General features: G+C 68.9%; 17 protein-coding genes. 15 read left to right on the top strand and 2 right to left on the bottom strand.

Features of this window, described 5'->3' with window-relative positions; genetic code table 11:
- Positions 1–44 precede the first annotated feature (44 nt).
- The gene (locus APZ15_RS24610) at positions 45–1,730 is read left to right on the top strand and encodes a ShlB/FhaC/HecB family hemolysin secretion/activation protein (protein ID WP_370448785.1); all 1,686 of its coding nucleotides are present in this window, start codon (positions 45–47) and stop codon (positions 1,728–1,730) included.
- 167 nt (positions 1,731–1,897) lie between these two features.
- Here APZ15_RS24610 and APZ15_RS24605 read toward each other — a convergent pair whose 3' ends face one another.
- Positions 1,898–2,848 carry a LysR family transcriptional regulator gene (locus APZ15_RS24605; RefSeq protein WP_027790239.1) on the bottom strand — a complete coding sequence of 317 codons (951 nt, stop codon included), beginning with the start codon at positions 2,846–2,848 and terminating at the stop codon, positions 1,898–1,900.
- 114 nt (positions 2,849–2,962) lie between these two features.
- Between APZ15_RS24605 and APZ15_RS24600 the strand changes: the two genes are divergently transcribed.
- From APZ15_RS24600 to APZ15_RS24570, 7 genes are all read left to right on the top strand, one after another.
- Positions 2,963–4,714 carry an IlvD/Edd family dehydratase gene (locus APZ15_RS24600; RefSeq protein ID WP_027790240.1) on the top strand — a complete coding sequence of 584 codons (1,752 nt, stop codon included), beginning with the start codon at positions 2,963–2,965 and terminating at the stop codon, positions 4,712–4,714.
- A gap of 127 nt (positions 4,715–4,841) precedes the next feature.
- On the top strand, positions 4,842–5,771 hold the full coding sequence (locus APZ15_RS24595; RefSeq protein WP_027790241.1) for a dihydrodipicolinate synthase family protein: 930 nt from the start codon (positions 4,842–4,844) through the stop codon (positions 5,769–5,771).
- Positions 5,772–5,807: 36 nt separating this feature from the next.
- Positions 5,808–6,737 (top strand): Gfo/Idh/MocA family protein, encoded by a 930-nt coding sequence (locus tag APZ15_RS24590; RefSeq protein ID WP_027790242.1) that lies wholly within the window; start codon positions 5,808–5,810, stop codon positions 6,735–6,737.
- 74 nt (positions 6,738–6,811) lie between these two features.
- Positions 6,812–7,825: an arabinose ABC transporter substrate-binding protein gene (locus tag APZ15_RS24585; protein ID WP_027790243.1), complete on the top strand. Its 1,014-nt coding sequence runs from the start codon at positions 6,812–6,814 to the stop codon at positions 7,823–7,825.
- 20 nt (positions 7,826–7,845) lie between these two features.
- A complete protein-coding gene (gene araG / locus APZ15_RS24580) occupies positions 7,846–9,405 on the top strand; it encodes an L-arabinose ABC transporter ATP-binding protein AraG (protein WP_027790244.1) in 1,560 nt (519 codons plus the stop codon).
- A 30-nt stretch (positions 9,406–9,435) separates the two neighbouring features.
- On the top strand, positions 9,436–10,455 hold the full coding sequence (araH, locus tag APZ15_RS24575; protein WP_027790245.1) for an L-arabinose ABC transporter permease AraH: 1,020 nt from the start codon (positions 9,436–9,438) through the stop codon (positions 10,453–10,455).
- A 51-nt stretch (positions 10,456–10,506) separates the two neighbouring features.
- A complete protein-coding gene (locus APZ15_RS24570; RefSeq protein WP_027790246.1) occupies positions 10,507–11,406 on the top strand; it encodes an SMP-30/gluconolactonase/LRE family protein in 900 nt (299 codons plus the stop codon).
- 52 nt (positions 11,407–11,458) lie between these two features.
- Here the strand turns inward: APZ15_RS24570 and APZ15_RS24565 are convergent, their stop codons facing one another.
- Entirely contained in the window at positions 11,459–12,349 is an 891-nt protein-coding gene (locus APZ15_RS24565; protein WP_027790247.1) for an amidohydrolase family protein, read from the bottom strand.
- 169 nt (positions 12,350–12,518) lie between these two features.
- Here APZ15_RS24565 and APZ15_RS24560 point away from each other — a divergent pair, with 169 nt between their 5' ends.
- The 7 genes from APZ15_RS24560 to APZ15_RS24530 all read left to right on the top strand — a co-directional run bounded on the left by APZ15_RS24560 (position 12,519) and on the right by APZ15_RS24530 (position 21,946).
- The gene (locus tag APZ15_RS24560; RefSeq protein ID WP_021163522.1) at positions 12,519–13,346 is read left to right on the top strand and encodes a p-hydroxycinnamoyl CoA hydratase/lyase; all 828 of its coding nucleotides are present in this window, start codon (positions 12,519–12,521) and stop codon (positions 13,344–13,346) included.
- 43 nt (positions 13,347–13,389) lie between these two features.
- Positions 13,390–14,841 (top strand): aldehyde dehydrogenase, encoded by a 1,452-nt coding sequence (locus APZ15_RS24555; RefSeq protein ID WP_027790248.1) that lies wholly within the window; start codon positions 13,390–13,392, stop codon positions 14,839–14,841.
- A 101-nt stretch (positions 14,842–14,942) separates the two neighbouring features.
- Complete coding sequence (locus APZ15_RS24550) at positions 14,943–16,847, top strand: feruloyl-CoA synthase (RefSeq protein ID WP_027790249.1); 1,905 nt, start codon at positions 14,943–14,945, stop codon at positions 16,845–16,847.
- Between the two features lie 10 nt (positions 16,848–16,857).
- Entirely contained in the window at positions 16,858–18,609 is a 1,752-nt protein-coding gene (locus tag APZ15_RS24545) for an acyl-CoA dehydrogenase (protein WP_027790250.1), read from the top strand.
- A 156-nt stretch (positions 18,610–18,765) separates the two neighbouring features.
- Positions 18,766–19,260, top strand: coding sequence for a MarR family winged helix-turn-helix transcriptional regulator (locus APZ15_RS24540; protein ID WP_027790251.1), 495 nt, complete (start codon positions 18,766–18,768; stop codon positions 19,258–19,260).
- Positions 19,261–19,533: 273 nt separating this feature from the next.
- Entirely contained in the window at positions 19,534–20,739 is a 1,206-nt protein-coding gene (gene mhpT, locus APZ15_RS24535) for a 3-(3-hydroxy-phenyl)propionate transporter MhpT (protein ID WP_027790252.1), read from the top strand.
- A gap of 67 nt (positions 20,740–20,806) precedes the next feature.
- Entirely contained in the window at positions 20,807–21,946 is a 1,140-nt protein-coding gene (locus APZ15_RS24530) for a porin (RefSeq protein ID WP_027790253.1), read from the top strand.
- The last annotated feature ends 8 nt before the right edge of the window (positions 21,947–21,954 follow it).

Here is a 21,954-nt window from a genome sequence, read left to right as displayed (position 1 = left end):
TCCGTACCCCGGTCATGCTGCTGTCGGCCGCATGGCTGATTCCAATGGCCGCGTCGGCGCAAGAAGCTCCCCGCCTGATCAGTTCGGGTAACGACCAGCAAATCCGACAACAGGAAGAGGCGCGCGAGCGCGAGCGGACCGTCTCCGCGCCTGGAGTGCGATCGAACCTGACGGCCAGCGCAGGGTATCCAGCCCTGCCGTCCGAAACGCCCTGCTTTCGCATTGACCGTTTCGCCCTCGACGTTCCCGATGCGCTGCCCGCTTCCCTGAAGTTGCAAGGCGCATCGACGTTGCCGATGGATCGCTTCGCCTTCGCGCGTGAATGGCTCGAGCACTACACCGGCCAGTGCGTTGGCAAACAGGGGCTCGACGTGCTCGTCAAGGGCCTGTCGCAAGCGATCCTTGCGCGCGGATACGTCACGACGCGCGTGCTGCTTCCCGAACAGGATCTGTCGACCGGCACCCTCAAGTTTTCGCTGATCCCCGGCGTAATCCGTCACGTGCGTTTCGCCGACGAAAAGCTCCGCGGCACCTGGAAAACAGCCTTCCCGACCGGCGACGGCGAACTGCTGAACCTGCGCGACCTCGAGCAGGGCCTCGAGCAGATGAAACGCGTGTCGAGCCAGGACGTGTCGATGCAGATTGTCCCGGCCGACGTGCCCGGCGAGAGCGACGTCGTGCTCGACGTGAAGCGCGGCAAGCCGTGGACCGTCGTCGCCTCGATCGACAACTCGGGCACGCGGGCGACCGGCCGCCTGCAGGGCAACCTGTCGCTCGGCATCGACAATCCGCTCGGCCTGAACGACATCTTCAACATCGGCGTGAGCCAGGATCTCGAGTTCGGCGACAAGCGGCTCGGCTCGCACGGCTGGAACGGCTTTTATTCGATCCCGTGGGGCTACTGGACCGCAACGCTCTCCGCATACACAAGCACGTACTACCAGCAGATCGCCGGCGTGAACCAGACGTTCATCGCGAGCGGCAATTCGAAGACGGTCGACCTCAAGCTGAACCGCGTGCTGTCGCGCAGCCAGAACGACGTGTTCGGCGCGCAGTTCCGGCTGTCGCGCCGCTTCGGGCAAAGCTTCATCGAAGACACCGAGATCCCGCAGCAGCGCCGCAACAACACGTTCGTCGAGTTTGGCCTGACCGATCGCCATTACTTCGGCAACGCGCAGTTCGACGGCACGCTCGCGTACCGGCAGGGCATCGGCGCATTCGGCGCGCAGGACGACAGCTTGGCTGCCGACGGCGGTCCGACGTACCGCTACAAGATGGCGGTGCTCGACGCGAACCTGTCGGTGCCGTTTGTGATCGCGCAGCAGCCGTTACGTTACGTGACGACGTTCCACGGCCAGTACACGGGCAACACGCTGTACTACATCGACGACCTGACGATCGGCAGCCGCTATACGGTACGCGGCTTTGACGGAGAGACGATGCTGGCGGCTTCTCGCGGCTTCTACTGGCGCAACGAATTGCAGGCGCCGATCGGGCAGACGGGTATGGCGGTCTACGCGGGCCTCGACTACGGTCGAGTGTGGGGCCCGCAGCCGGTCGCGCTGGTCGGCACGCAACTGGCAGGCGCCGTGATCGGCGTAAAGGGTAGCGTCGCGACTCGATTGGGCGCCTACGGTTACGACCTGTTTGCCGGCACACCGATCTACAAACCATCCGGATTCCAAACGGCACGCGTGACGGTGGGTTTTCAGGTCACGGCACAGTTCTAATGAAGCGAGCGCAATGCGGCACCCGGCCCGCCGTCGTCGGAGAGGGTGGTGGCGAGGCTCGAGAGCTGACGACTTCGACCGTATAGAGCGGGGTATTGTTGTCGGAAAGCCCCGAACGGCGACCTTGCTCTCCACGTCCGGCGGCGGAACCCTACCCTACCGCTATCTCACGGCACGACGCCATAAACCCCCCGCGCCGCCACCCGAATCGCATCCACCATCACCGCGACGGCCGGCGAATGCAGCCGGTCGGTGCGCGTGATGATCCCGAAATCGTCCATCCGGCAATCCATCTCCAGCGGCAGCACCGTGACGATCCCGTGCCGCGCGTAGTAGCGCGCGACGTCCTCGGCCAGCACCGCGATCATGTCGCTCTGTTCGAGCAGTTGCGTGATGAACAGCAGCGCGGACGTCTCGACGAGGTTCGCCGGCGGCGCGAGGCTCGCGCGCTGGAACACGAGCTCGAAGCGATGGCGCAGCACGCTGCCGGCCGGCGGCACGACCCACGCGGCGCGCTGCACGTCCGCGAGCGCCAGCGGCGCCTGCGCGAGCAGCGGATGGCCGGTCCGCACGACGGCTGCCACCGACTCGCCGGTCAGCGGCTCGTAGCGCAGCCGCAGCTTGTCGTGTTCGGCGGAAAGCCGGCCGACCACGATGTCGATCTTGTCCTGCGCGAGATGTTCGAGCAGCACGTTGCTGGTGTCGATCTCGACCGATACGTGCAGGCCCGCATGCGTGCCCTTCACCGCGGCCACCGCCGGCGGCACGAGCCGCAAGCCCGGCGACGTGATCGCCCCCACCGCCACGTGGCCGAGATGGCCGGCCTTCAGCGCGGCCAGTTCCTCGTGCGCCTGGTCGAGGCTGCCGAGCGCCGCGCGCGCGTGACGGATCAGCGCGTCGCCGTACAGCGTCGGCCGCATCCCGCGCGGCAGGCGTTCGAACAGCACCGCGCCGATCGATTCCTCGAGTTCGCGCAGCAGCTTCGACGCGGCCGGCTGCGTCATGTTCAGCGCGGCCGCCGCGCGGTGAATGCTGCCTTCGTCGGCAAGCGCGACGACCAGCAGAAGCTGGCGCGTCTTCAGGCGGCCACGGTTTCCCCACGGGCTGGCTTCGGGCATCGTACGGGTTTATATCGATATCGAAATCGATATCGTAATCGCCAAAAACGTCATTAGCCAGTTATCAAAATTCTGCCTAGACTGCGCCGGTATCCCGTCACCACAGGACTGACGATGTCGGCAACAAAACCCAGGCTGCGCTCCGCCCAATGGTTCGGCACGAACGACAAGAACGGCTTCATGTACCGGAGCTGGATGAAGAATCAGGGCATTCCCGATCACGAGTTCGATGGCCGTCCGATCATCGGCATCTGCAACACGTGGTCCGAACTGACGCCATGCAACGCGCACTTCCGCAAGCTCGCCGAGCACGTGAAGCGCGGGATCTTCGAAGCGGGCGGCTTCCCGGTCGAGTTCCCGGTGTTCTCGAACGGCGAATCGAACCTGCGCCCGTCGGCGATGCTCACGCGCAACCTTGCGTCGATGGACGTCGAGGAAGCGATCCGCGGCAACCCGATCGACGCGGTCGTGCTGCTCGCCGGCTGCGACAAGACGACGCCCGCGCTGCTGATGGGCGCGGCGAGCTGCGACGTGCCGGCGATCGTCGTGTCGGGCGGGCCGATGCTGAACGGCAAGCTCGAAGGCAGGAACATCGGCTCCGGCACGGCCGTGTGGCAGCTGCATGAATCACTGAAGGCCGGCGAGATCGACCTGCATCACTTCCTGTCGGCCGAAGCCGGGATGTCGCGCTCGGCCGGCACCTGCAACACGATGGGCACTGCGTCGACGATGGCGTGCATGGCCGAGGCGCTCGGCGTCGCGCTACCGCACAACGCGGCGATCCCGGCCGTCGATTCGCGCCGCTACGTGCTCGCGCACATGTCCGGCATCCGCATCGTCGAGATGGCGCTCGAAGGGCTGGTGCTGTCGAAGGTCCTCACGCGCGCGGCGTTCGAGAACGCGATCCGCGCGAATGCGGCGATCGGCGGCTCGACGAATGCGGTGATCCACCTGAAGGCGATCGCGGGCCGCATCGGCGTGCCGCTCGAACTGGAGGACTGGATGCGCATCGGCCGCGACACGCCGACGATCGTCGACCTGATGCCGTCGGGGCGCTTCCTGATGGAAGAGTTCTATTACGCGGGCGGGCTGCCGGCCGTGCTGCGCCGGCTCGGCGAAGGCGGGTTGCTGCCGCACCCGGACGCGCTGACGGTGAACGGCAAGTCGCTGTGGGACAACGTGCGCGAAGCGCCGAACTACGACGACGAAGTGATCCGCCCGCTCGACCGGCCGCTGATCGCGGACGGCGGCATCTGCATCCTGCGCGGCAATCTCGCGCCGCGCGGCGCGGTGCTGAAGCCGTCGGCGGCGAGCCCCGAGCTGCTGAAGCATCGCGGCCGCGCGGTCGTGTTCGAGAACCTCGACCACTACAAGGCGACGATCAACGACGAGGCGCTCGACGTCGACGCCAGCTCGGTGCTCGTGCTGAAGAACTGCGGGCCGCGCGGTTATCCGGGGATGGCCGAGGTCGGCAACATGGGCCTGCCGCCGAAGCTGCTGCGCCAGGGCGTGAAGGACATGGTGCGGATTTCCGACGCGCGGATGAGCGGCACCGCGTACGGCACGGTCGTGCTGCACGTGGCGCCGGAGGCCGCCGCCGGCGGGCCGCTCGCGGCCGTGCGCAACGGCGACTGGATCGAGCTCGACTGCGAGGCCGGCACGCTGCATCTCGACATTCCGGATGACGAACTGCAGCGCCGCCTGTCGGACGTCGATCCGACCGCGGCGCCGGGCGTGGCCGGGCAGCTCGGCAAGGGCGGCTACGCACGGCTGTACATCGATCACGTGCTGCAGGCCGACGAGGGGTGCGACCTCGACTTCCTGGTCGGCACGCGCGGCGCGGACGTGCCGAGCCATTCGCATTGAGCGGCAGGCGGCGCGAGAAGTGCCACAAACGCGCGCCGCAGCCGGTTGCGGGCCCGCCCGGGCCCGCTTCGTGAAACCGTGAACGCATGACGGCGGTCGCCACCGACGCCGAAGCAGGACGCGAACCATGACATCGAGCAGCACGCCGCGTTATCGCGGCATCTTCCCCGTCGTCCCGACGACCTTCACCGACACCGGCGAGCTCGACCTCGCGAGCCAGAAACGCGCGGTCGATTTCATGATCGACGCGGGTTCCGACGGGCTGTGCATCCTCGCGAACTTCTCCGAGCAGTTCGCGATCACCGACGACGAACGCGACGTGCTCACGCGCACGATCCTCGAACACGTCGCGGGCCGCGTGCCGGTGATCGTCACGACGTCGCACTACGGCACGCAGGTGTGCGCGGCGCGCAGCCTGCGCGCGCAGCAGCTCGGCGCGGCGATGGTGATGGCGATGCCGCCTTATCACGGCGCGACGTTCCGCGTGCCGGAAGCGCAGATCTTCGATTTCTTCGCGCGCGTTTCGGACGCGATCGACATCCCGATCATGATCCAGGATGCGCCCGCGAGCGGCACGCCGCTGTCCGCGCCGTTCCTCGCACGGATGGCGCGCGAGATCGAGCAGGTCGCGTACTTCAAGATCGAGACGCCCGGGGCGGCGAACAAGCTGCGCGAACTGATCCGGCTCGGCGGCGACGCGATCGAGGGGCCGTGGGACGGCGAGGAGGCGATCACGCTGCTCGCCGACCTCCATGCCGGCGCGACCGGCGCGATGACGGGCGGCGGGTTTCCGGACGGCATCCGGCCGATTCTCGAAGCCTGGCGCGAAGGGCGCCACGACGACGCTTTCGAGCGCTATCAGGCGTGGCTGCCGCTGATCAATCACGAGAACCGCCAGTCCGGGATTCTCACCGCGAAGGCGCTGATGCGCGAAGGCGGCGTGATCGCGTGCGAGCGGCCACGGCATCCGATGCCGGAACTGCATCCGGACACGCGCGCGGAACTGCTCGCGATCGCGCGCCGGCTCGATCCGCTCGTGCTGCGCTGGGCGCACTGAACGACCACCGAACGATTCGCGAAGGAGGCATGCACGATGAGTGATCAGGTTTCGCTGGGTATCGTCGGCGTCGGCAAGATCGCGCGCGACCAGCATCTGCCGGCGATCGACGCCGAACCGGGCTTCAAGCTGACCGCGTGCGCGAGCCGCCATGCGGAAGTCGCCGGCGTGCGCAACTATCGCGACCTGCGCGCGCTGCTGGCCACCGAGCGCGAGCTCGACGCCGTGTCGCTGTGCGCGCCGCCGCAGGTGCGCTACGCGCAGGCGCGCGCCGCGCTCGAGGCCGGCAAGCACGTGATGCTCGAGAAGCCGCCGGGCGCGACGCTCGGCGAAGTGGCCGTGCTGGAGGCGCTCGCGCGCGAGCGCGGGCTCACGTTGTTCGCCACGTGGCATTCGCGCTGCGCGAGCGCGGTGGAGCCCGCGCGCGCGTGGCTCGCGACCCGCACGATCCGCGCGGTGCAGGTGCGCTGGAAGGAGGACGTGCGGCGCTGGCACCCGGGGCAGCAATGGATCTGGGAACCGGGCGGCCTCGGCGTGTTCGATCCGGGCATCAACGCGCTGTCGATCGTCACGCGGATCCTGCCGCGCGAGCTCGTGCTGCGCGAGGCGACGCTGATCGTGCCGAGCGACGTGCAGACGCCGATCGCGGCCGAACTCGATTGCACGGATACCGATGGCGTGCCCGTGCGCGCGGAATTCGACTGGCGGCACGGCCCGGTCGAGCAATGGGAAATCGCGGTCGATACGGCCGACGGCGTGCTCGCGATCAGCCGCGGCGGCGCGCAACTGTCGATCGCGGGCGAGCCGGTCGAGATCGGGCCCGAACGCGAGTATCCGGCGCTGTATGCGCACTTCCATGCGCTGATCGCGCGGGGTGAAAGCGACGTCGACGTGCGGCCGCTGCGGCTTGTCGCCGATGCGTTCCTGTTCGGCCGGCGCGTACAGACCGACGCGTTCGGACGCTGACTGCGCGGGCGCGCCGCGGCGCGATCGCGCACGACGAATCATTACGGCACAAGCCGACATCAAGGAGACACCGCATGAACCGCACGACCCAAACGATTCGCCGACACACCCTGCGCGCGCTGCTCGCCGCGCTGTGCATCGCGCCGCTCGGCATGCAGGGCGCCGCGCGCGCCGACGCGCCGCTGAAGATCGGCTTCCTGGTGAAGATGCCCGAGCAGGCTTGGTTCATCAACGAGCAGAACGCGGCGTCCGCGCTCGGCCAGAAGGAGAATTTCTCGGTCGTGAAGATCGGCACGCCCGACGGCGAGAAGGTGCTGGCCGCGATCGACAACCTCGGCTCGCAAGGCGCGCAGGGCTTCGTGATCTGCGCGCCCGACGTGCGCCTCGGGCCGGCGATCGCCGCGCGTGCGAAGCGCTACAACATGAAGTTCGTGACCGTCGACGACCAGCTCGTCGATTCGACCGGCAAGCCGCTGTCGAACGTGCCGCACCTCGGGATGTCGGCGACCAAGATCGGCAACCAGGTCGGCCAGGCGATTTCCGACGAGATGAAGCGACGCGGCTGGAAGCCCGAGGAAGTCGGCGCGCTGCGGATCACGAACTACGAGCTGCCGACCGCGAAGCTGCGCACCGACGGCGCGACGCAGGCGCTGCTCGCGAACGGCTTCCGCCAGGAGAACATCTTCGATGCACCGCAGAAGACGACCGACGACGAAGGCGGCTTCAGCGCGGCCGCGCCGGTGCTCGCGCGGCATCCGAACATCAAGAAGTGGGTGGTCTACGCGCTGAACGAGGAAACCGTGCTCGGCGCGGTGCGCGCGACCGAACAGCTGCATATTCCGGCCGCCGACGTGATCGGCGTCGGCATCAACGGTGCCGGCGAGGCGTTCGCCGAATTCCAGAAGAAGGAGCCGACCGGCTTCTATGGGACGATCGCCGTCAGCTCGACGAACCACGGCAAGGACAGCACGCAGAACCTCGTCGACTGGATTCGCAACGGCAAGACGCCGCCGGCCGACACGCAGACGAGCGGCAAGCTGATGACGCGCGCGAACTGGCAGGCCGTGCGCGCCGAACTCGGCATCTGAGCGTGCGGGGCGAGCAAGCGATGACGACGCAGACGATGACGACCGTATCCGCCGGCAGCACGGCCGCCGGCGCAGCCGGCGTGGCGAGGCCGGACGCGGCGCTGCTCGCGCTCGACGGCATCACGGTGACGTTCCCGGGCGTGCGCGCGCTCGACGCCGTGTCGCTGTCGGTGCGCGCGGGCGAAGTGCACGGGCTGATGGGCGAGAACGGCGCGGGGAAGTCGACGCTGCTGAAGGTGCTGTCCGGCGTGAACCAGCCGCAGGCCGGCACGCTGACGCTGAACGGCGCGGTGCAGCACTTCGCGTCGACGCGCGCGGCGCTGGAGGCCGGCATCGCGATCATCTACCAGGAACTGCATCTCGTGCCCGAGCTGACGGTCGCGGAAAACCTGATGCTCGGGCAGCTGCCGAGCCGGCTCGGCGTGGTCGACGAACGCGCGCTCGCCGTGCGCGCGCTCGATGCGCTGGAGCGGCTCGGCGAGCATATCGATCCGGGCATTCCGGTGAAGTATCTGTCGATCGGCCAGCGCCAGATGATCGAGATCGGCAAGGCGCTGATGCGCGACGCGCGCGTGATCGCGTTCGACGAACCGACGAGCTCGCTGTCCGCGCGCGAGACCGCGCAACTGTTCCGGATCATCCGCGCACTGCGCGCGGAAGGCCGCGCGATCATCTACGTCACGCACCGGATGGAGGAAGTGTATGAACTGTGCGACCGCGTGACCGTGTTCCGCGACGGCCGTCGCATCGAGACGTTCGAATCCGTGGCCGATCTCGATCGCGACCGGCTGATCGGCTGCATGGTCGGCCGCTCGATCGAGGACGTATACGGCTACCGGCCGCGCACGCCCGGCGACGTGCTGATCGAGGCGAAGGGGCTGGCGGGGCCCGGGCTCGCCGAGCCCGTGTCGTTCACCGCGCGGCGCGGCGAGATCGTCGGCTTCTTCGGGCTGGTCGGCGCGGGCCGCTCGGAGCTGATGAAGCTGCTGTACGGCGCCGCGCGCCCGAGCGCGGGGCACGTCGAGCTGAACGGGCGGCGGGTCGCGTTCGGGAGCCCGCGCGACGCGGTGCGCGCCGGCCTCGCGCTGTGCCCGGAAGACCGCAAGCAGGAAGGCATCGTCGCGATCGCGTCGGTGGCCGACAACCTGAACATCAGCGCGCGCCGGCATTTCAGCCCGGCGCGCGTGCTGCTCGACGGGCGGCGCGAGCGTGAACTCGCGCAGCGCTATATCGAGCGGCTCGCGATCAAGACCCGCGACGGCGACACGCCGATCGGCGCGCTGTCGGGCGGCAACCAGCAGAAGGTCGTGCTCGCGCGCTGGCTGGCCGAGCGCATCGACGTGTTCCTGATGGACGAGCCGACGCGCGGCATCGACGTCGGCGCGCGCGCGGAAATCTACAACCTGTTCTACGAACTCGCGGAAGCGGGCCGTACGGTGATCCTCGTGTCGAGCGACCTCGCCGAGGTGATCGGCGTGTCGGACCGGATCATCGTGATGAAGGAAGGACGGATCGCGGGCGAGGTCGCGAAGGCGCAGGCGACGCCCGACGCGCTGATCAAGCTCGCGCTGCCGCGCTAGCGGCCTGCAGTCAACCGGAAAGCAACTGATATGAGCCAGGCAATGCAACCCCAACGCACTTCCCCGTCCCCCGATGCCGCGGCCACGCCCGCGCGAGCGCGCGGCGGCGTGTGGCAATTGATCAACCGCTCCGGCATCGTGATGGTGTTTCTCGTGCTGTTCGCGACGCTGTCGCTGACGGTGCCGGACTTCCTCACGCCGCGCAACATCCAGGGCCTGCTGCTGTCGGTCACGCTGATCGGCTCGATCGCGGTGACGATGATGTTCGTGCTCGCGCTCGGCGAGGTCGACCTGTCGGTCGCGTCGATCGTCGCGTTCTCGGGCGTCGTCGCGTCGACGCTGATCACCGCGACGCACAGCGTCGTGCTCGGCATCGCCGGCGGCGTGCTCGCGGGCGGCGCGGTCGGGCTCGTCAACGGCGTGCTGATCGCGCGCTGGCGGATCAACTCGCTGATCGTCACGCTCGCGATGATGGAAGTCGTGCGCGGGCTCGCGTTCATCACGTCGAACGGCGACGCGGTGATGATCTCCGAGGAGCGCTTCTTCGATCTCGGCGGCGGGTCGTTCCTCGGCATCTCGTATCCGATCTGGAGCAACATCGTCGGCTTCGTCGTGTTCGGCTTCCTGCTGCGCCGGACGGTGTTCGGCAAGAACGTGCTGGCCGTCGGCGGCAACGGCGAGGCGGCGCTGCTCGCGGGGCTGCCGGTGATGCGCATCAAGATCACCGTGTTCGTGCTGCAGGGGCTCGTGACCGGCTTCGCCGGCGTGATGCTCGCGTCGCGGATGAGCCTCGGCGATCCGAAGACGTCGGTCGGCCTCGAGCTCGGCGTGATCTCCGCGTGCGTGCTCGGCGGCGTGTCGCTGACGGGCGGCGTCGCGACGATCTCCGGCGTGCTGGTCGGCGTGCTGATCATGGGCTCCGTGCAGGACGCGATGAGCCTCTTGAACGTGCCGACGTTTTACCAATATCTGATACGCGGCGGAATTCTGTTGCTCGCGGTGCTGTTCGACCAGTATCGTCGCAACCAGCGGCGCGCGATGAAGATCTGACCCTGACGAACGCGCGGCCGCCTGCGAAGGCGACAGACATCGGGAGACGGCATGCAACAGATTCATCCGGGCGCGGCGGCGCTGCTCGTGGACAGCCGCAACACGCTCGGCGAAGGCGCGACGTGGTGCGACGCGGCGCACGCGCTGTACTGGACGGACATCGAAGGGGCGCGGCTGTGGCGCTGCCGCGCGGACGGCTCGGGCCTCGCGCAGTGGCCGATGCCGGAACGGCTCGCGTGCTTCGCGCTGACGCACGATCCGGACGTGCTGCTCGTCGGGCTCGCGACGCATCTCGCGTTCTTCGACCTGCGCAGCGGTGCGTTCACGCGGATCGTCGACGTCGAACCCGATCTGCCGACGCGGCTGAACGACGGGCGTTGCGATGGGGCCGGCGCATTCGTGTTCGGGATGAAGGACGAAGGCAGCGAACCGCCGCAAGCGGTCGGCGGGTTCCATCGGCTCAATCCGGATCTCACGCTCGAGCGGCTCGCGTTGCCGCCGGCCGCGATCGCGAACAGCATCGCGTTCTCGCCGGATGGGTCGAAGATGTATTTCTGCGATTCGCTGGTGCGCGAGATTTTCGTGTGCGATTACCGCGCGGGCGGCGATGTCGCGAATGTGCGGCCGTTCGCGCGGCTGACCGATGCGGACGGCGATCCGGACGGCTCGACGGTCGATCGCGACGGCGGCCTGTGGAATGCGCAGTGGGGCGGCCGGCGGGTGGTGCGCTACGGGCCTGACGGCGTTGAAACGGAGCGCGTCGAAGTGCCGACCGCGCAGCCGAGCTGCGTGGCGCTCGACGGCGAAGGCCGGCTGTACGTGACGAGCGCGCGCGTCGGGCTGAGCGACAACGCGCTGGCGAGCGATGCCGACGCCGGCGGCGTGTTCGTCGCCCGTACGCGCTACGCGGGGCGGCCGACCGCGCGGTTCGCGGGCAAGCCCGCGAACTGAGCGCGCCGGTGCGTGCGGCGGCGCGCTGCCGGCGCCGTCACGGCCGGACGGGTCACGACTGCTGCGCGGCCTGCAGCCCCAGCAACGCGACCGCGTTGTCTTTCAGAATCAGCGAATGCACGTCGGGCCGGAACCCGGCGCCCTGAAAATCCTCGAGCCAGCGGTCCGGCCGGATCAGCGGAAAATCGGACGCGAACAGCACCTTGTGCCTGAGCAGCGTGTTCGCGTATTTCACGAGCTCGGGCGAGAAGTACTTCGGCGACCATCCCGACAGGTCGATGTAGACGTTCGGCTTGTGCAGCGCGATCGACAGCGCCTGCTCCTGCCACGGCCATGAAGGGTGCGCGATCACGATCTTCATGTCCGGGAAGTCGGCCGCGACGTCGTCGAGGTGAATCGGTTCGGAATACTTCAGACGCAGCCCGCCGCCGCCGCGCATCCCCGATCCCATCCCCGAATGCCCGCTGTGGAAGACGGCCGGCAACCCGTATTCCGCGATCACCTCGTAGATCGGATAGGCGAGCCTGTCGTTCGGGAAGCATCCCTGCATCGTCGGGTGGAACTTGAAGCCCTTCACGCCGTGCTCGTCGATCAGGCGGCGCACCTCGCGCGCGCCGAAGCGGCCCTTGTGCGGGTCGATGCTCGCGAACGCGATCATCACGTCGGCGTTGTCCTGCGCGAATTGCGCGATTTCCTCGTTCGGAATGCGCCGCCGGCCGATGTTCGTCTCGCAGTCGACGGTGAACATCACGAAGCCGATCCGGCGCTCGCGGTAATGCGCGATCGTCTCCGGAATGGTCGGCCGACGGCCCTGCTTCAGCACGGTGCCGAAGTACTTGTCGGCCGCATCGTCGAATGCCTTCGCGAACAGGTCCGGCGGCTGGCAGCACGACACTTCGGCGTGCACGTGCGTGTCGATGGCGATCAGGTTGTCGATGTCCAAGCGTGTCTCCTCATGTCGTGATGCGTCGGCCGGCACGGCGCGAAATCGGCTGTCCGGGCCCGTTTAGGGGTTTGTCCGGAGCCGCTTCCATTCTACTTTACATATCAGGTTACCTGATAGTAAATTGGTCGCGAGTCGCACAGGGCGGCATCGTCATTGGAGAACGAAAATGGGTTACGAAGGGCGCTGGAAAACGGTGAAGGTCGAGGTCGAGGGCGGGATCGCATGGGTGACGCTGAACCGTCCGGACAAGCGCAACGCAATGAGCCCGACGCTGAACGCGGAGATGATCGACGTGCTGGAGGCGATCGAACTCGATGCCGAGGCGCAGGTGCTCGTGCTGACCGGCGAGGGCGACGCCTGGACGGCCGGGATGGACCTGAAGGAATATTTCCGCGAAGTCGACGCGGGCCCGGAAATCCTGCAGGAAAAGATTCGCCGCGACGCGAGCCGCTGGCAGTGGCAATTGCTGCGCATGTATGCGAAGCCGACGATCGCGATGGTCAACGGCTGGTGCTTCGGCGGCGGCTTCTCGCCGCTCGTCGCGTGCGACCTCGCGATCGCGGCCGACGAAGCGGTGTTCGGCCTGTCGGAAATCAACTGGGGCATCCCGCCGGGCAACCTCGTCAGCAAGGCGATGGCCGACACCGTGGGCCATCGCCAGGCGCTCTACTACATCATGACCGGCGACACCTTCACCGGCCCGCAGGCCGCGCAGATGGGGCTCGTCAACAAGAGCGTGCCGCGCGCGCAGCTGCGCGACGAGGTGCGCGCGCTGGCCGCGAAGCTGCTCGACAAGAACCCGGTCGTGATCCGTAACGCGAAGCACGGCTTCAAGCGTTGCCGCGAGCTGACCTGGGAGCAGAACGAGGACTACCTGTACGCGAAGCTCGACCAGGCGAACTACCGCGATCCGGAAGGCGGGCGCGAGCAGGGCCTCAAGCAGTTCCTCGACGACAAGAGCATCAAGCCGGGCCTGCAGGCGTACAAGCGCTGACGCGCGCCGCCGCACGCAACCGGATCCGAGTGGAGACACGGAAATGCACGAAGTGAGTTTGTTGATCGACGGCGTGTCGCGCGGCGCGTCGGACGGCGGGACCTTCGACCGGATCGATCCGGCGACGGGACGGGTGGCGTCGCGCGCCGCCGCGGCGACGCTTGCCGACGCGGACGCCGCGGTCGCGGCAGCGGCGCGCGCATTCCCCGCGTGGGCCGCGCTCGCGCCGACCGAGCGCCGTCGGCGGCTGCTCGCGGCGGCCGACCGGATGGACGCGCGCGCGGGCGAATTCATCGAAACCGGCCGCGCGGAAACCGGTGCGATGGCGAACTGGTACGGCTTCAACGTGATGCTCGCGGCGAACATGCTGCGCGAGGCAGCCGCGATGACCACGCAGATCGACGGCGCGGTGATCCCGTCGGACGTGCCCGGCAGCCTCGCGATGGCCGTGCGCCAGCCGTGCGGTGTCGTGCTCGGGATCGCGCCGTGGAATGCGCCGGTGATTCTCGCGACCCGTGCGCTCGCGATGCCGCTCGCATGCGGCAACACGGTGGTGCTGAAGGCGTCCGAGGGTTGTCCGGGCGTGCACCGGCTGATCGGCAGCGTGCTGCACGACGCAGGGCTCGGCGACGGCGTGGTCAACGTGATCACGCATGCGCCGCAGGACGCGCCGGCGATCGTCGAGCGGCTGATCGCGAACCCGGCGGTGCGCCGCGTGAACTTCACCGGTTCGACACGCGTCGGCCGCATCGTCGCGACGCTCGCCGCGCAGCACCTGAAGCCGGCGCTGCTTGAACTCGGCGGCAAGGCGCCGGTGCTCGTGCTCGACGACGCCGATCTCGACGCGGCGGTCGAGGCGGTCGCATTCGGCGCGTTCTTCAACCAGGGGCAGATCTGCATGTCGACCGAGCGCGTGATCGTCGATCGCAAGGTCGCCGATGCGTTCGTCGAACGGCTCGTCGCGAAGGCACGCACGCTGAAGGCCGGCAACCCGGCCGCGCCGGGTGTCGTGCTGGGCACGCTCGAAAGCGCGGCCGCCGCGCAGCGGATCGCGGCGATGGTGGACGACGCGCGCGCACACGGCGCCGCGCTGCCGCTCGGCTGTGAAGTCGACGGCGCGGTGATGCAGCCGACGATCGTCGACGGAGTCACGCGCGACATGCAGCTGTATGCGGACGAATCGTTCGGGCCGGTGGTGACCGTGCAGCGCGTCGACGGCGACGCCGCCGCGCTCGCGGCCGCGAACGACAGCGAGTACGGGCTGTCGGCGGCGGTGTTCAGCCGCGATATCGCGCGCGCGATGCAGGTCGCGAAGCAGATCGAATCGGGCATCTGCCACATCAACGGGCCGACGGTGCACGACGAGGCGCAGATGCCGTTCGGCGGCGTGAAGGCAAGCGGCTACGGCCGGTTCGGCAGCAAGGCGTCGATCGCCGAGTTTACCGACCTGCGCTGGATCACGGTCCAGACCACGCCGCGTCACTACCCGATCTGAGCAGTCCCGGGCGCCGCGGCGCCCCAGTTGAGACAACGACACAATGAAGTCCCCGCCCGGCGCGCGCACGCGCGCGGGGCGGAACCGACCGGAGACAGAACTTGGATGCGGATCCGACCCAACTGCGCGACGCGGCTGCCGCACAGCGCGTTCCCGCCGGCTATCGCCCCGTGGCGATCGGCACGGCACCGCCGGAGATCGTGCAACGCGACGGCTGCTGGACCTTGCGCGCGACGACCCCGCTCGGCGCGTACCCACATCGGCTGACCGACCGGCTCGCGAGCGGCGCGCGCGCGCATCCGGACCGCTGGCTGGTCGCGCGGCGCGGGCCCGACGGTACGTGGATCGGCATCACGTATGCGCAGATGCTCGAGCGCGCCCGCGCGATCGGCCAGGCGCTGCTCGATCGCGGGCTGTCGGCCGAGCGGCCCGTCGCGATCCTGTCGGGCAACGACCTCGAACATCTGCAACTCGCGTTCGGCGCGATGTGGGCCGGCATTCCGCATGCGCCGCTGTCGCCCGCGTATTCGCTCGTGTCGAGCGATTACGGCAAGCTGCGCCACGCGCTCGCCGTGCTCACGCCGGGGCTGGTCTTCGCGTCGGACGGCGCGGCGTTTCGTGCCGCGCTCGACGCGTCGGTGCCGCCTGATGTCGAGCGCGTGGTCGTGTCGGCACCCGACGGGATGGATGGCGTCACGCGTTTCTCGTCGCTGCTCGACACGACACCGGGCAGCGTCGATGCCGCGCACGATGCGATCACCGGCGACACGATCGCGAAATTCCTGTTCACGTCTGGGTCGACACGGCTGCCCAAGGCGGTGCCGACCACGCACCGGATGCTGTGCAGCAACCAGCAGATGCTGCTCGAGACGTTTCCGCAGTTCGGCCTGGAGCCGCCGGTGCTGGTCGACTGGCTGCCGTGGAATCACACGTTCGGCGGCAGCCATAACGTCGGCATCGCGCTGTACAACGGCGGCACGCTGTACATCGACGACGGCAAGCCGGTCGCCGGCAAGTTCGGCGAGACGCTGCGCAACCTGCGCGAGATCGCGCCCACCGTGTATTTCAACGTGCCGAAGGGCTGGGAAGAGCTGACCGCGGCGCTCGAAACGGATGCCGCGCTGCGCGAAACCTTCTTCTCGCGCGTGAAGATGTATTTCTTCGCGGGCGCCGGGCTGTCGCAGGCCGCGTGGGACCGGCTCGAGCGCGTGACGCTCGCGCACTGCGGCGAGCGCATCCGGATCATGGCGGGCCTCGGGATGACCGAGGCCGCGCCATCGTGCATGTTCACCACCGGGCCGATGTCGGGAGCCGGCTACATCGGCCTGCCCGCGCCCGGCTGCGACGCGAAGCTGGTGCCGGTCGACGGCAAGCTCGAGGCGCGCTTTCGCGGGCCGAACGTGATGGCCGGTTATTGGCGCGCGAGCGGCGACGACGCGCGCGAGGTATTCGACGAGGAGGGCTACTACCGCAGCGGCGATGCGGTGCGTTTCGTCGATCCCGCGCGGCCGGAGATCGGCCTGATGTTCGACGGGCGCATCGCGGAGGATTTCAAGCTGTCGTCAGGCACCTTCGTGAGCGTCGGGCCCATGCGCGCGCGGATCGTGTCGAACGGCGCGCCGTACGTGCAGGACGCGGTCGTCACGGGGATGAACCGCGACGACGTCGGCGTGATGATCTTCCCGCGCGTCGACGATTGCCGTCGCCTGGCCGGCGCGGCACCGGATGCCGACGTGCGCACCGTCCTGCAGGCGCCCGCGGTACGGGCGTTCTTCGCGGACCTGCTCGAGCGCCTGAACCGCGATGCGACCGGCAGCGCGACGTTCGTCACGCGGCTGTGCGTGCTCGATACGCCGCCTTCGCTCGATCTCGGCGAAGTCACCGACAAGGGCTCGATCAACCAGCGTGCGGTGCTCATGCACCGTGCGGCGGTGGTCGACGCGATGTACGAACCGGGCGCGGCCGACGCCGGCGTGATCGTCGCCGGCACGGCGCGCCGGGCATGAGGTGCGTGCGATGAGCAACGCGTATTGCGCGCCGTTGCGCGACATGCTGTTCGTGATCGGCGAATGGCTCGATGCGCCGGCGCTGTGGCGCCGCGTGCCCGACTGGGCGGAGCTCGACCTGTCGACCGCCGGGCAGGTGCTCGACGAAGCCGCCCGCTTCGTGGTCGAACGCATCGCGCCGCTCGATTCGACCGGCGATCTCGAGGGCTGCCGGTTCGACGGTGCCGGCGTGACGATGCCGGCGGGCTTTCGCGATGCGTACCGCGACTACGTCGACGCCGGCTGGCCGACGCTGGCGCTCGACGCCGATTGCGGCGGCCAGGGGCTGCCGCATCTGCTCGACGTCGCGCTGCAGGAGATGCTCGCGGGGGCGAACCATGCGTGGCTGATGTCGCCGGGGCTCACGCACGGCGCGGTGGCGTGCCTGCGCGCGCACGGCGGCGAGCGCCTGAAGCGCGACGTGCTGCCGAAGATCGCGAGCGGCGAGTGGCTGACGACGATGTGCATCACCGAGCCGCAGGCGGGCAGCGATCTCGGCCTGCTGCGCACGCAGGCAGTGCCGGACCCGGCCGCCGACGGCTACCGGATCAGCGGCAGCAAGCTGTTCATCACCGGCGGCGAGCACGACCTGACCGACAACATCGTGCATCTCGTGCTCGCGCGGCTGCCCGATGCGCCGGCGGGAACGAAGGGGCTGTCGCTGTTCGTCGTGCCGAAGTGGCTCGACGCGCCGGGCGGCCGCGTGCGCAACGGCGTCTGGTGCGACGGCATCGAGAAGAAGATGGGGCTGAAGGCGAGCCCGACCTGCACGATGCGTTTCGACGCGGCCGCGGGCTGGCTCGTCGGCGAGCCGCATCGCGGGCTCGCATCGATGTTCGTGATGATGAACGCGGCGCGCCTGCAGGTCGCCATGCAGGGTGTCGGGCATGCGCAGAGCGCTTGGCAGGCCGCGTCGGCCTATGCGCGTGAGCGCGTGCAGGGCAGGGCGGCGCCGATCGCGCAACACGCCGCGATCCGCCGCATCCTGCTCGATGCGCAGGCGATCGTCGAAGGCGAGCGCGCGATCGGCTACTGGATCGCGCACTGGCTCGACGTCGCCGCGCACGATCCGCAGCCGCCGGCACGGCTCGCGGCGTCGCGGCTGGCATCGTTGCTCACGCCGGTCGCCAAGGCGTTCTTCACCGCGAACGGCTTCGCGGCCGCGTCGAACGCGCTGCAGGTATTCGGCGGCTACGGCTACGTTCACGAATACGGGATCGAACAGACGGTGCGCGATTGCCGCGTGTCGATGCTGTACGAAGGGACCAACGAGATCCAGGCGATCGATCTGCTGGTGCGCAAGGTGCTGGGGGATCGCGGCGAGGCGCTGCATGCGCTGCTCGAGCTGGTTCGCGCGGAAGCCGCGCAGAGCGTCCAGGCGGCAGCGGACGAGCGGGCGAGGGACGCCGGGGCGCGCGTCGCCACGCTGTGCGCGGAGCTCGAGCGCGTGACGGCCGGCGTGATCCGCGCGAGCGAGCACGATCCGGATCTGCCCTACCGGGTCGCGGACGACTATCTCGCGCTGGTCGGCTGGCTGCTGCTCGCGTTCGCGTGGGCGCGCACGCTGCGCATCGTCGGCGATGCGCCGGGAGACGATTCGTTCCGTGCGGGCAAGCGGGCGGTCGGCACCTACTTCTTCGACTATCCGCTCGCGGCATTCGCACACCGGCTCGTGCTGGTGGACGCGGGCTGCCGCGCGGCGTTGCCGGTCGTCGCGGCATAAGGTTCGTCCGAGCCGGGCGTAGACGGCCCGGGGCGGCTCGCCGGCCGGCACGAGCCGCCGTGCGGGCCGATTACGGGCCGATATACGGGCTGATTACGACCTGATATACGGACCGCGTGAGGTAAGATGGCCCGCGATCCTCCTTCCGACACGTTCATGAGTTCGACACCCGTCAAACCGGCCGGCACGAAACGCACGGCCCGCGCCAGCGAAGCCAGGCCGCGCATGCGTTCGCAGCAGCGGCTTACCTACCTGATCGGCAATCTCGACCGGCTGCTGCGCCGCCAGATGAGCGATGCGCTCGCGCCGCTCGGTGTGACGCTTGCGCAGTACACGGCGCTGTCGGTGCTCGAGGCGCGCGGCGCGCTGTCCAATGCGCAACTCGCGGTGCGCTCGTTCATCACGCCGCAATCCGCGAACGAAGTGATGGTTGCGATGGCCGCTCGCGGTTTCGTGACGCGCGAGGCCGATCCCAGCCATGGCCGCGTGATCCTGCTGCGCCTGACCGACGAGGGCTCGGCAATCCTGCGCGAATGCGAGCAGGTGCTGCGGCCGCTCGAACGCCGGATGCTCGGCGACGACGTGAGCGCCGACGACGTCGCGCAGGTTCACCGCACGCTCGAGCTGTTCGTGCGCAACCTGCGCGACTGAGCACGCCGCCGCGTCTTTCGTTCCGGTTTCTCCGGCCGCGCCGGGCCACGCCGCGGCATGGCGCGGGTCGCGAACGGGTTGCGGGTTAACACCGCGCTCGCGACACTTGAAATATCAGGTTACCTGTTATTAAATCATCCCGTCCCTCGACGGGATTTTCTTTCGGGTTCTTAATCAGGTTACCTGATAAATAGACGAGACCCGATCACGATAAAGCAAGGACACCGCGCATGCGTTCGGCGTATGCCGCGCGAGTCACGGTTAGGAGACGACATGGACACTTCCGTTGCCGCAAGGCCGGCCGTCGCGACGACGCTCGGCCTGTGTTTCGCGATCGCATTGCTCGAGGGGCTCGACCTGCAGTCGGTCGGCGTCGCGGCACCGCGCATGGCCCACGAATTCGGGCTCTCGGTTTCACAGATGGGGCTCGCGTTCAGCGCGGGCACGTTCGGCCTGCTGCCGGGCGCGATGCTCGGCGGCTGGCTCGCCGACCGGGTCGGCCGCAAGCACGTGCTGATCGCGTCGGTCTGCCTGTTCGGGCTGCTGTCGATCGCGACCGCGCAGGTGTCGAGCTTCGCGATGCTGGTCGCCGTTCGCGCGCTGACCGGCCTCGGCCTCGGCGGCGCGATGCCGAACCTCATTGCCTTGTCGTCGGAAGCGGTCGACGCACGCTCGCGCAGCAGCGCGGTGGCCGTGATGTACTGCGGGATTCCGTTCGGCGGCGTGATCGCGTCGCTGATCGGCGTGCTGCTCGCAGGCGACACCGAATGGCGGCACATTTTCTATGTCGGGGGCGTCGGCCCGCTGCTGCTCGCGCCGCTGCTGCTCGCACTGCTGCCCGAATCGCGTGCGTTCCTCGACGTCAGCGCATCGGGCGCGGCGCGCCCCGGCGTCGGACAGACGCTGTTCGGCGGCTCGCGCACCGGCACGACGCTGGCGTTGTGGCTCAGCTACTTCTGCACGCTGATCGTGCTGTATTTCCTGCTGAACTGGCTGCCGTCGCTGATGGCCGCGAAGGGGCTCGCGCGCAGCCAGGCCGGGATCGTGCAGATCTTCTTCAACATCGGCAGCGGCCTCGGCGTGCTCGGCATCGGCATGTCGATGGACCGCTTGCGTCCGTCGCGCGTGGTCGGCGGCATGTACGCGGGGATCGTGCTGTCGCTTGCCGCGCTGGCGATCGCGCCCGGACTCCTGTGGCTGTCCGCCGCCGCGTTCGCGGCCGGGATGTTCGTCGTCGGCGGCCAGTCGGTGCTGTATGCGCTGGCCGCGATCTATTACCCGACCGCGATGCGCGGTACCGGCGTCGGCTCCGCCGTTGCCGTCGGCCGCCTCGGCTCGGTGGTCGGGCCGCTCGCCGCCGCCGAACTGCTCGCAATGGGCCGCAGCGCGTCGGTCGTGATCGGCGCGAGCATTCCCGTCACGCTCGTCGCCGCCGTCGCTGCGCTGATGCTGATCCGGCGCCCGCAGGCGCACGACTGATTTCTTCCCATTTCAACCACGAGCGCCGGTAGAGCGCGATTACGACACAGGTCTGGAGACGAACACCATGAAGCACACCAAAGCCTTGCTGGCGGCCGGCGCATGCGCGCTGGCCGCGACCGGCGCGCACGCGCAGTCGAGCGTGACGCTGTACGGGATCATCGACACGGGCGTCGAGTTCGTGTCGCACGCGAACGCGGCCGGCGACCACGTGGTGCGCATGCCGGGCGTGACGGGCGAGCTGCCGTCGCGCTGGGGCCTGCGCGGCACCGAGGATCTCGGCGGCGGCTACCAGGCGGTGTTCACGCTCGAAAGCGGCTTCAACGTGCGCGGCGGCGATCTCGGGCAGGGCGGCCGGCTGTTCGGGCGGCAGGCGTTCGTCGGGCTGAAGGGCGGCTTCGGCACGCTCGCGTTCGGCCGCCAGTACACGATGACCTATCTCGCGCTGCAGGGCGCGGACATCATCGGCCCCGACATCTACGGCCTCGGTTCGTTCGACGCGTACGTGCCGAACGGCCGCTCCGACAACGCGGTGACCTACGTCGGCACGTATCGCGGCGTGACGCTCGGCGCCGCGTACTCGTTCGGCCGGGACGGCGCGGGCACCGGCAACTCGCCGGGGCAGGGCACGTGCGCGGGCCAGGTGCCGGGCGACGCCACGCAGTGCCGCAACTGGTCGGTGATGCTCAAGTACGACAGCGCGTATTTCGGCGCGGCGGCGTCGTACGAGGAGCAGCGCGGCGGCACCGGCGCGGCCGCCAACTTCTTCGATGGCGTGGCGCCCGTTCCTTTCACGAGCAGCGGCGGCAAGGACGCGCGCACGCACGTGAGCGCGTATGCGCAGGCGGCCGGCGCGCGGATCGGCGCGGGCTGGATCGGGCGGCGCGTGTCGACCGGTTCGCCGGCCGCGCCGGGCGCGCATTCCGACCTGTTCTTCGTCGGCGCGTCGTATGCGGTGAAGCCGGATTTCGTCGTCGACGGCGAAGGCTACCGGATCGTCAACAGCGCGCACGACACGCGCGCGACGATGGCCACGCTGCGCGCGACCTATCTGCTGACCAAGCGCACGGCCGTCTACGCGCAGTCGTCGTATCTGTGGAACAGCGCGCATGCACGCTACGCGGTCAGCGGCGGCGGGCCGGGCACGACGCCCGGCGAAGGGATGGGGCAGCTCGGCGCGATGGTCGGCGTACGGCACATGTTCTGATTCGGCAG

The sequence above is a fragment of the Burkholderia cepacia ATCC 25416 genome, assembly GCF_001411495.1.
GTDB classification, from domain to species: Bacteria; Pseudomonadota; Gammaproteobacteria; order Burkholderiales; family Burkholderiaceae; genus Burkholderia; species Burkholderia cepacia.
This window is presented reverse-complemented; position numbering and strand designations above follow the sequence as displayed.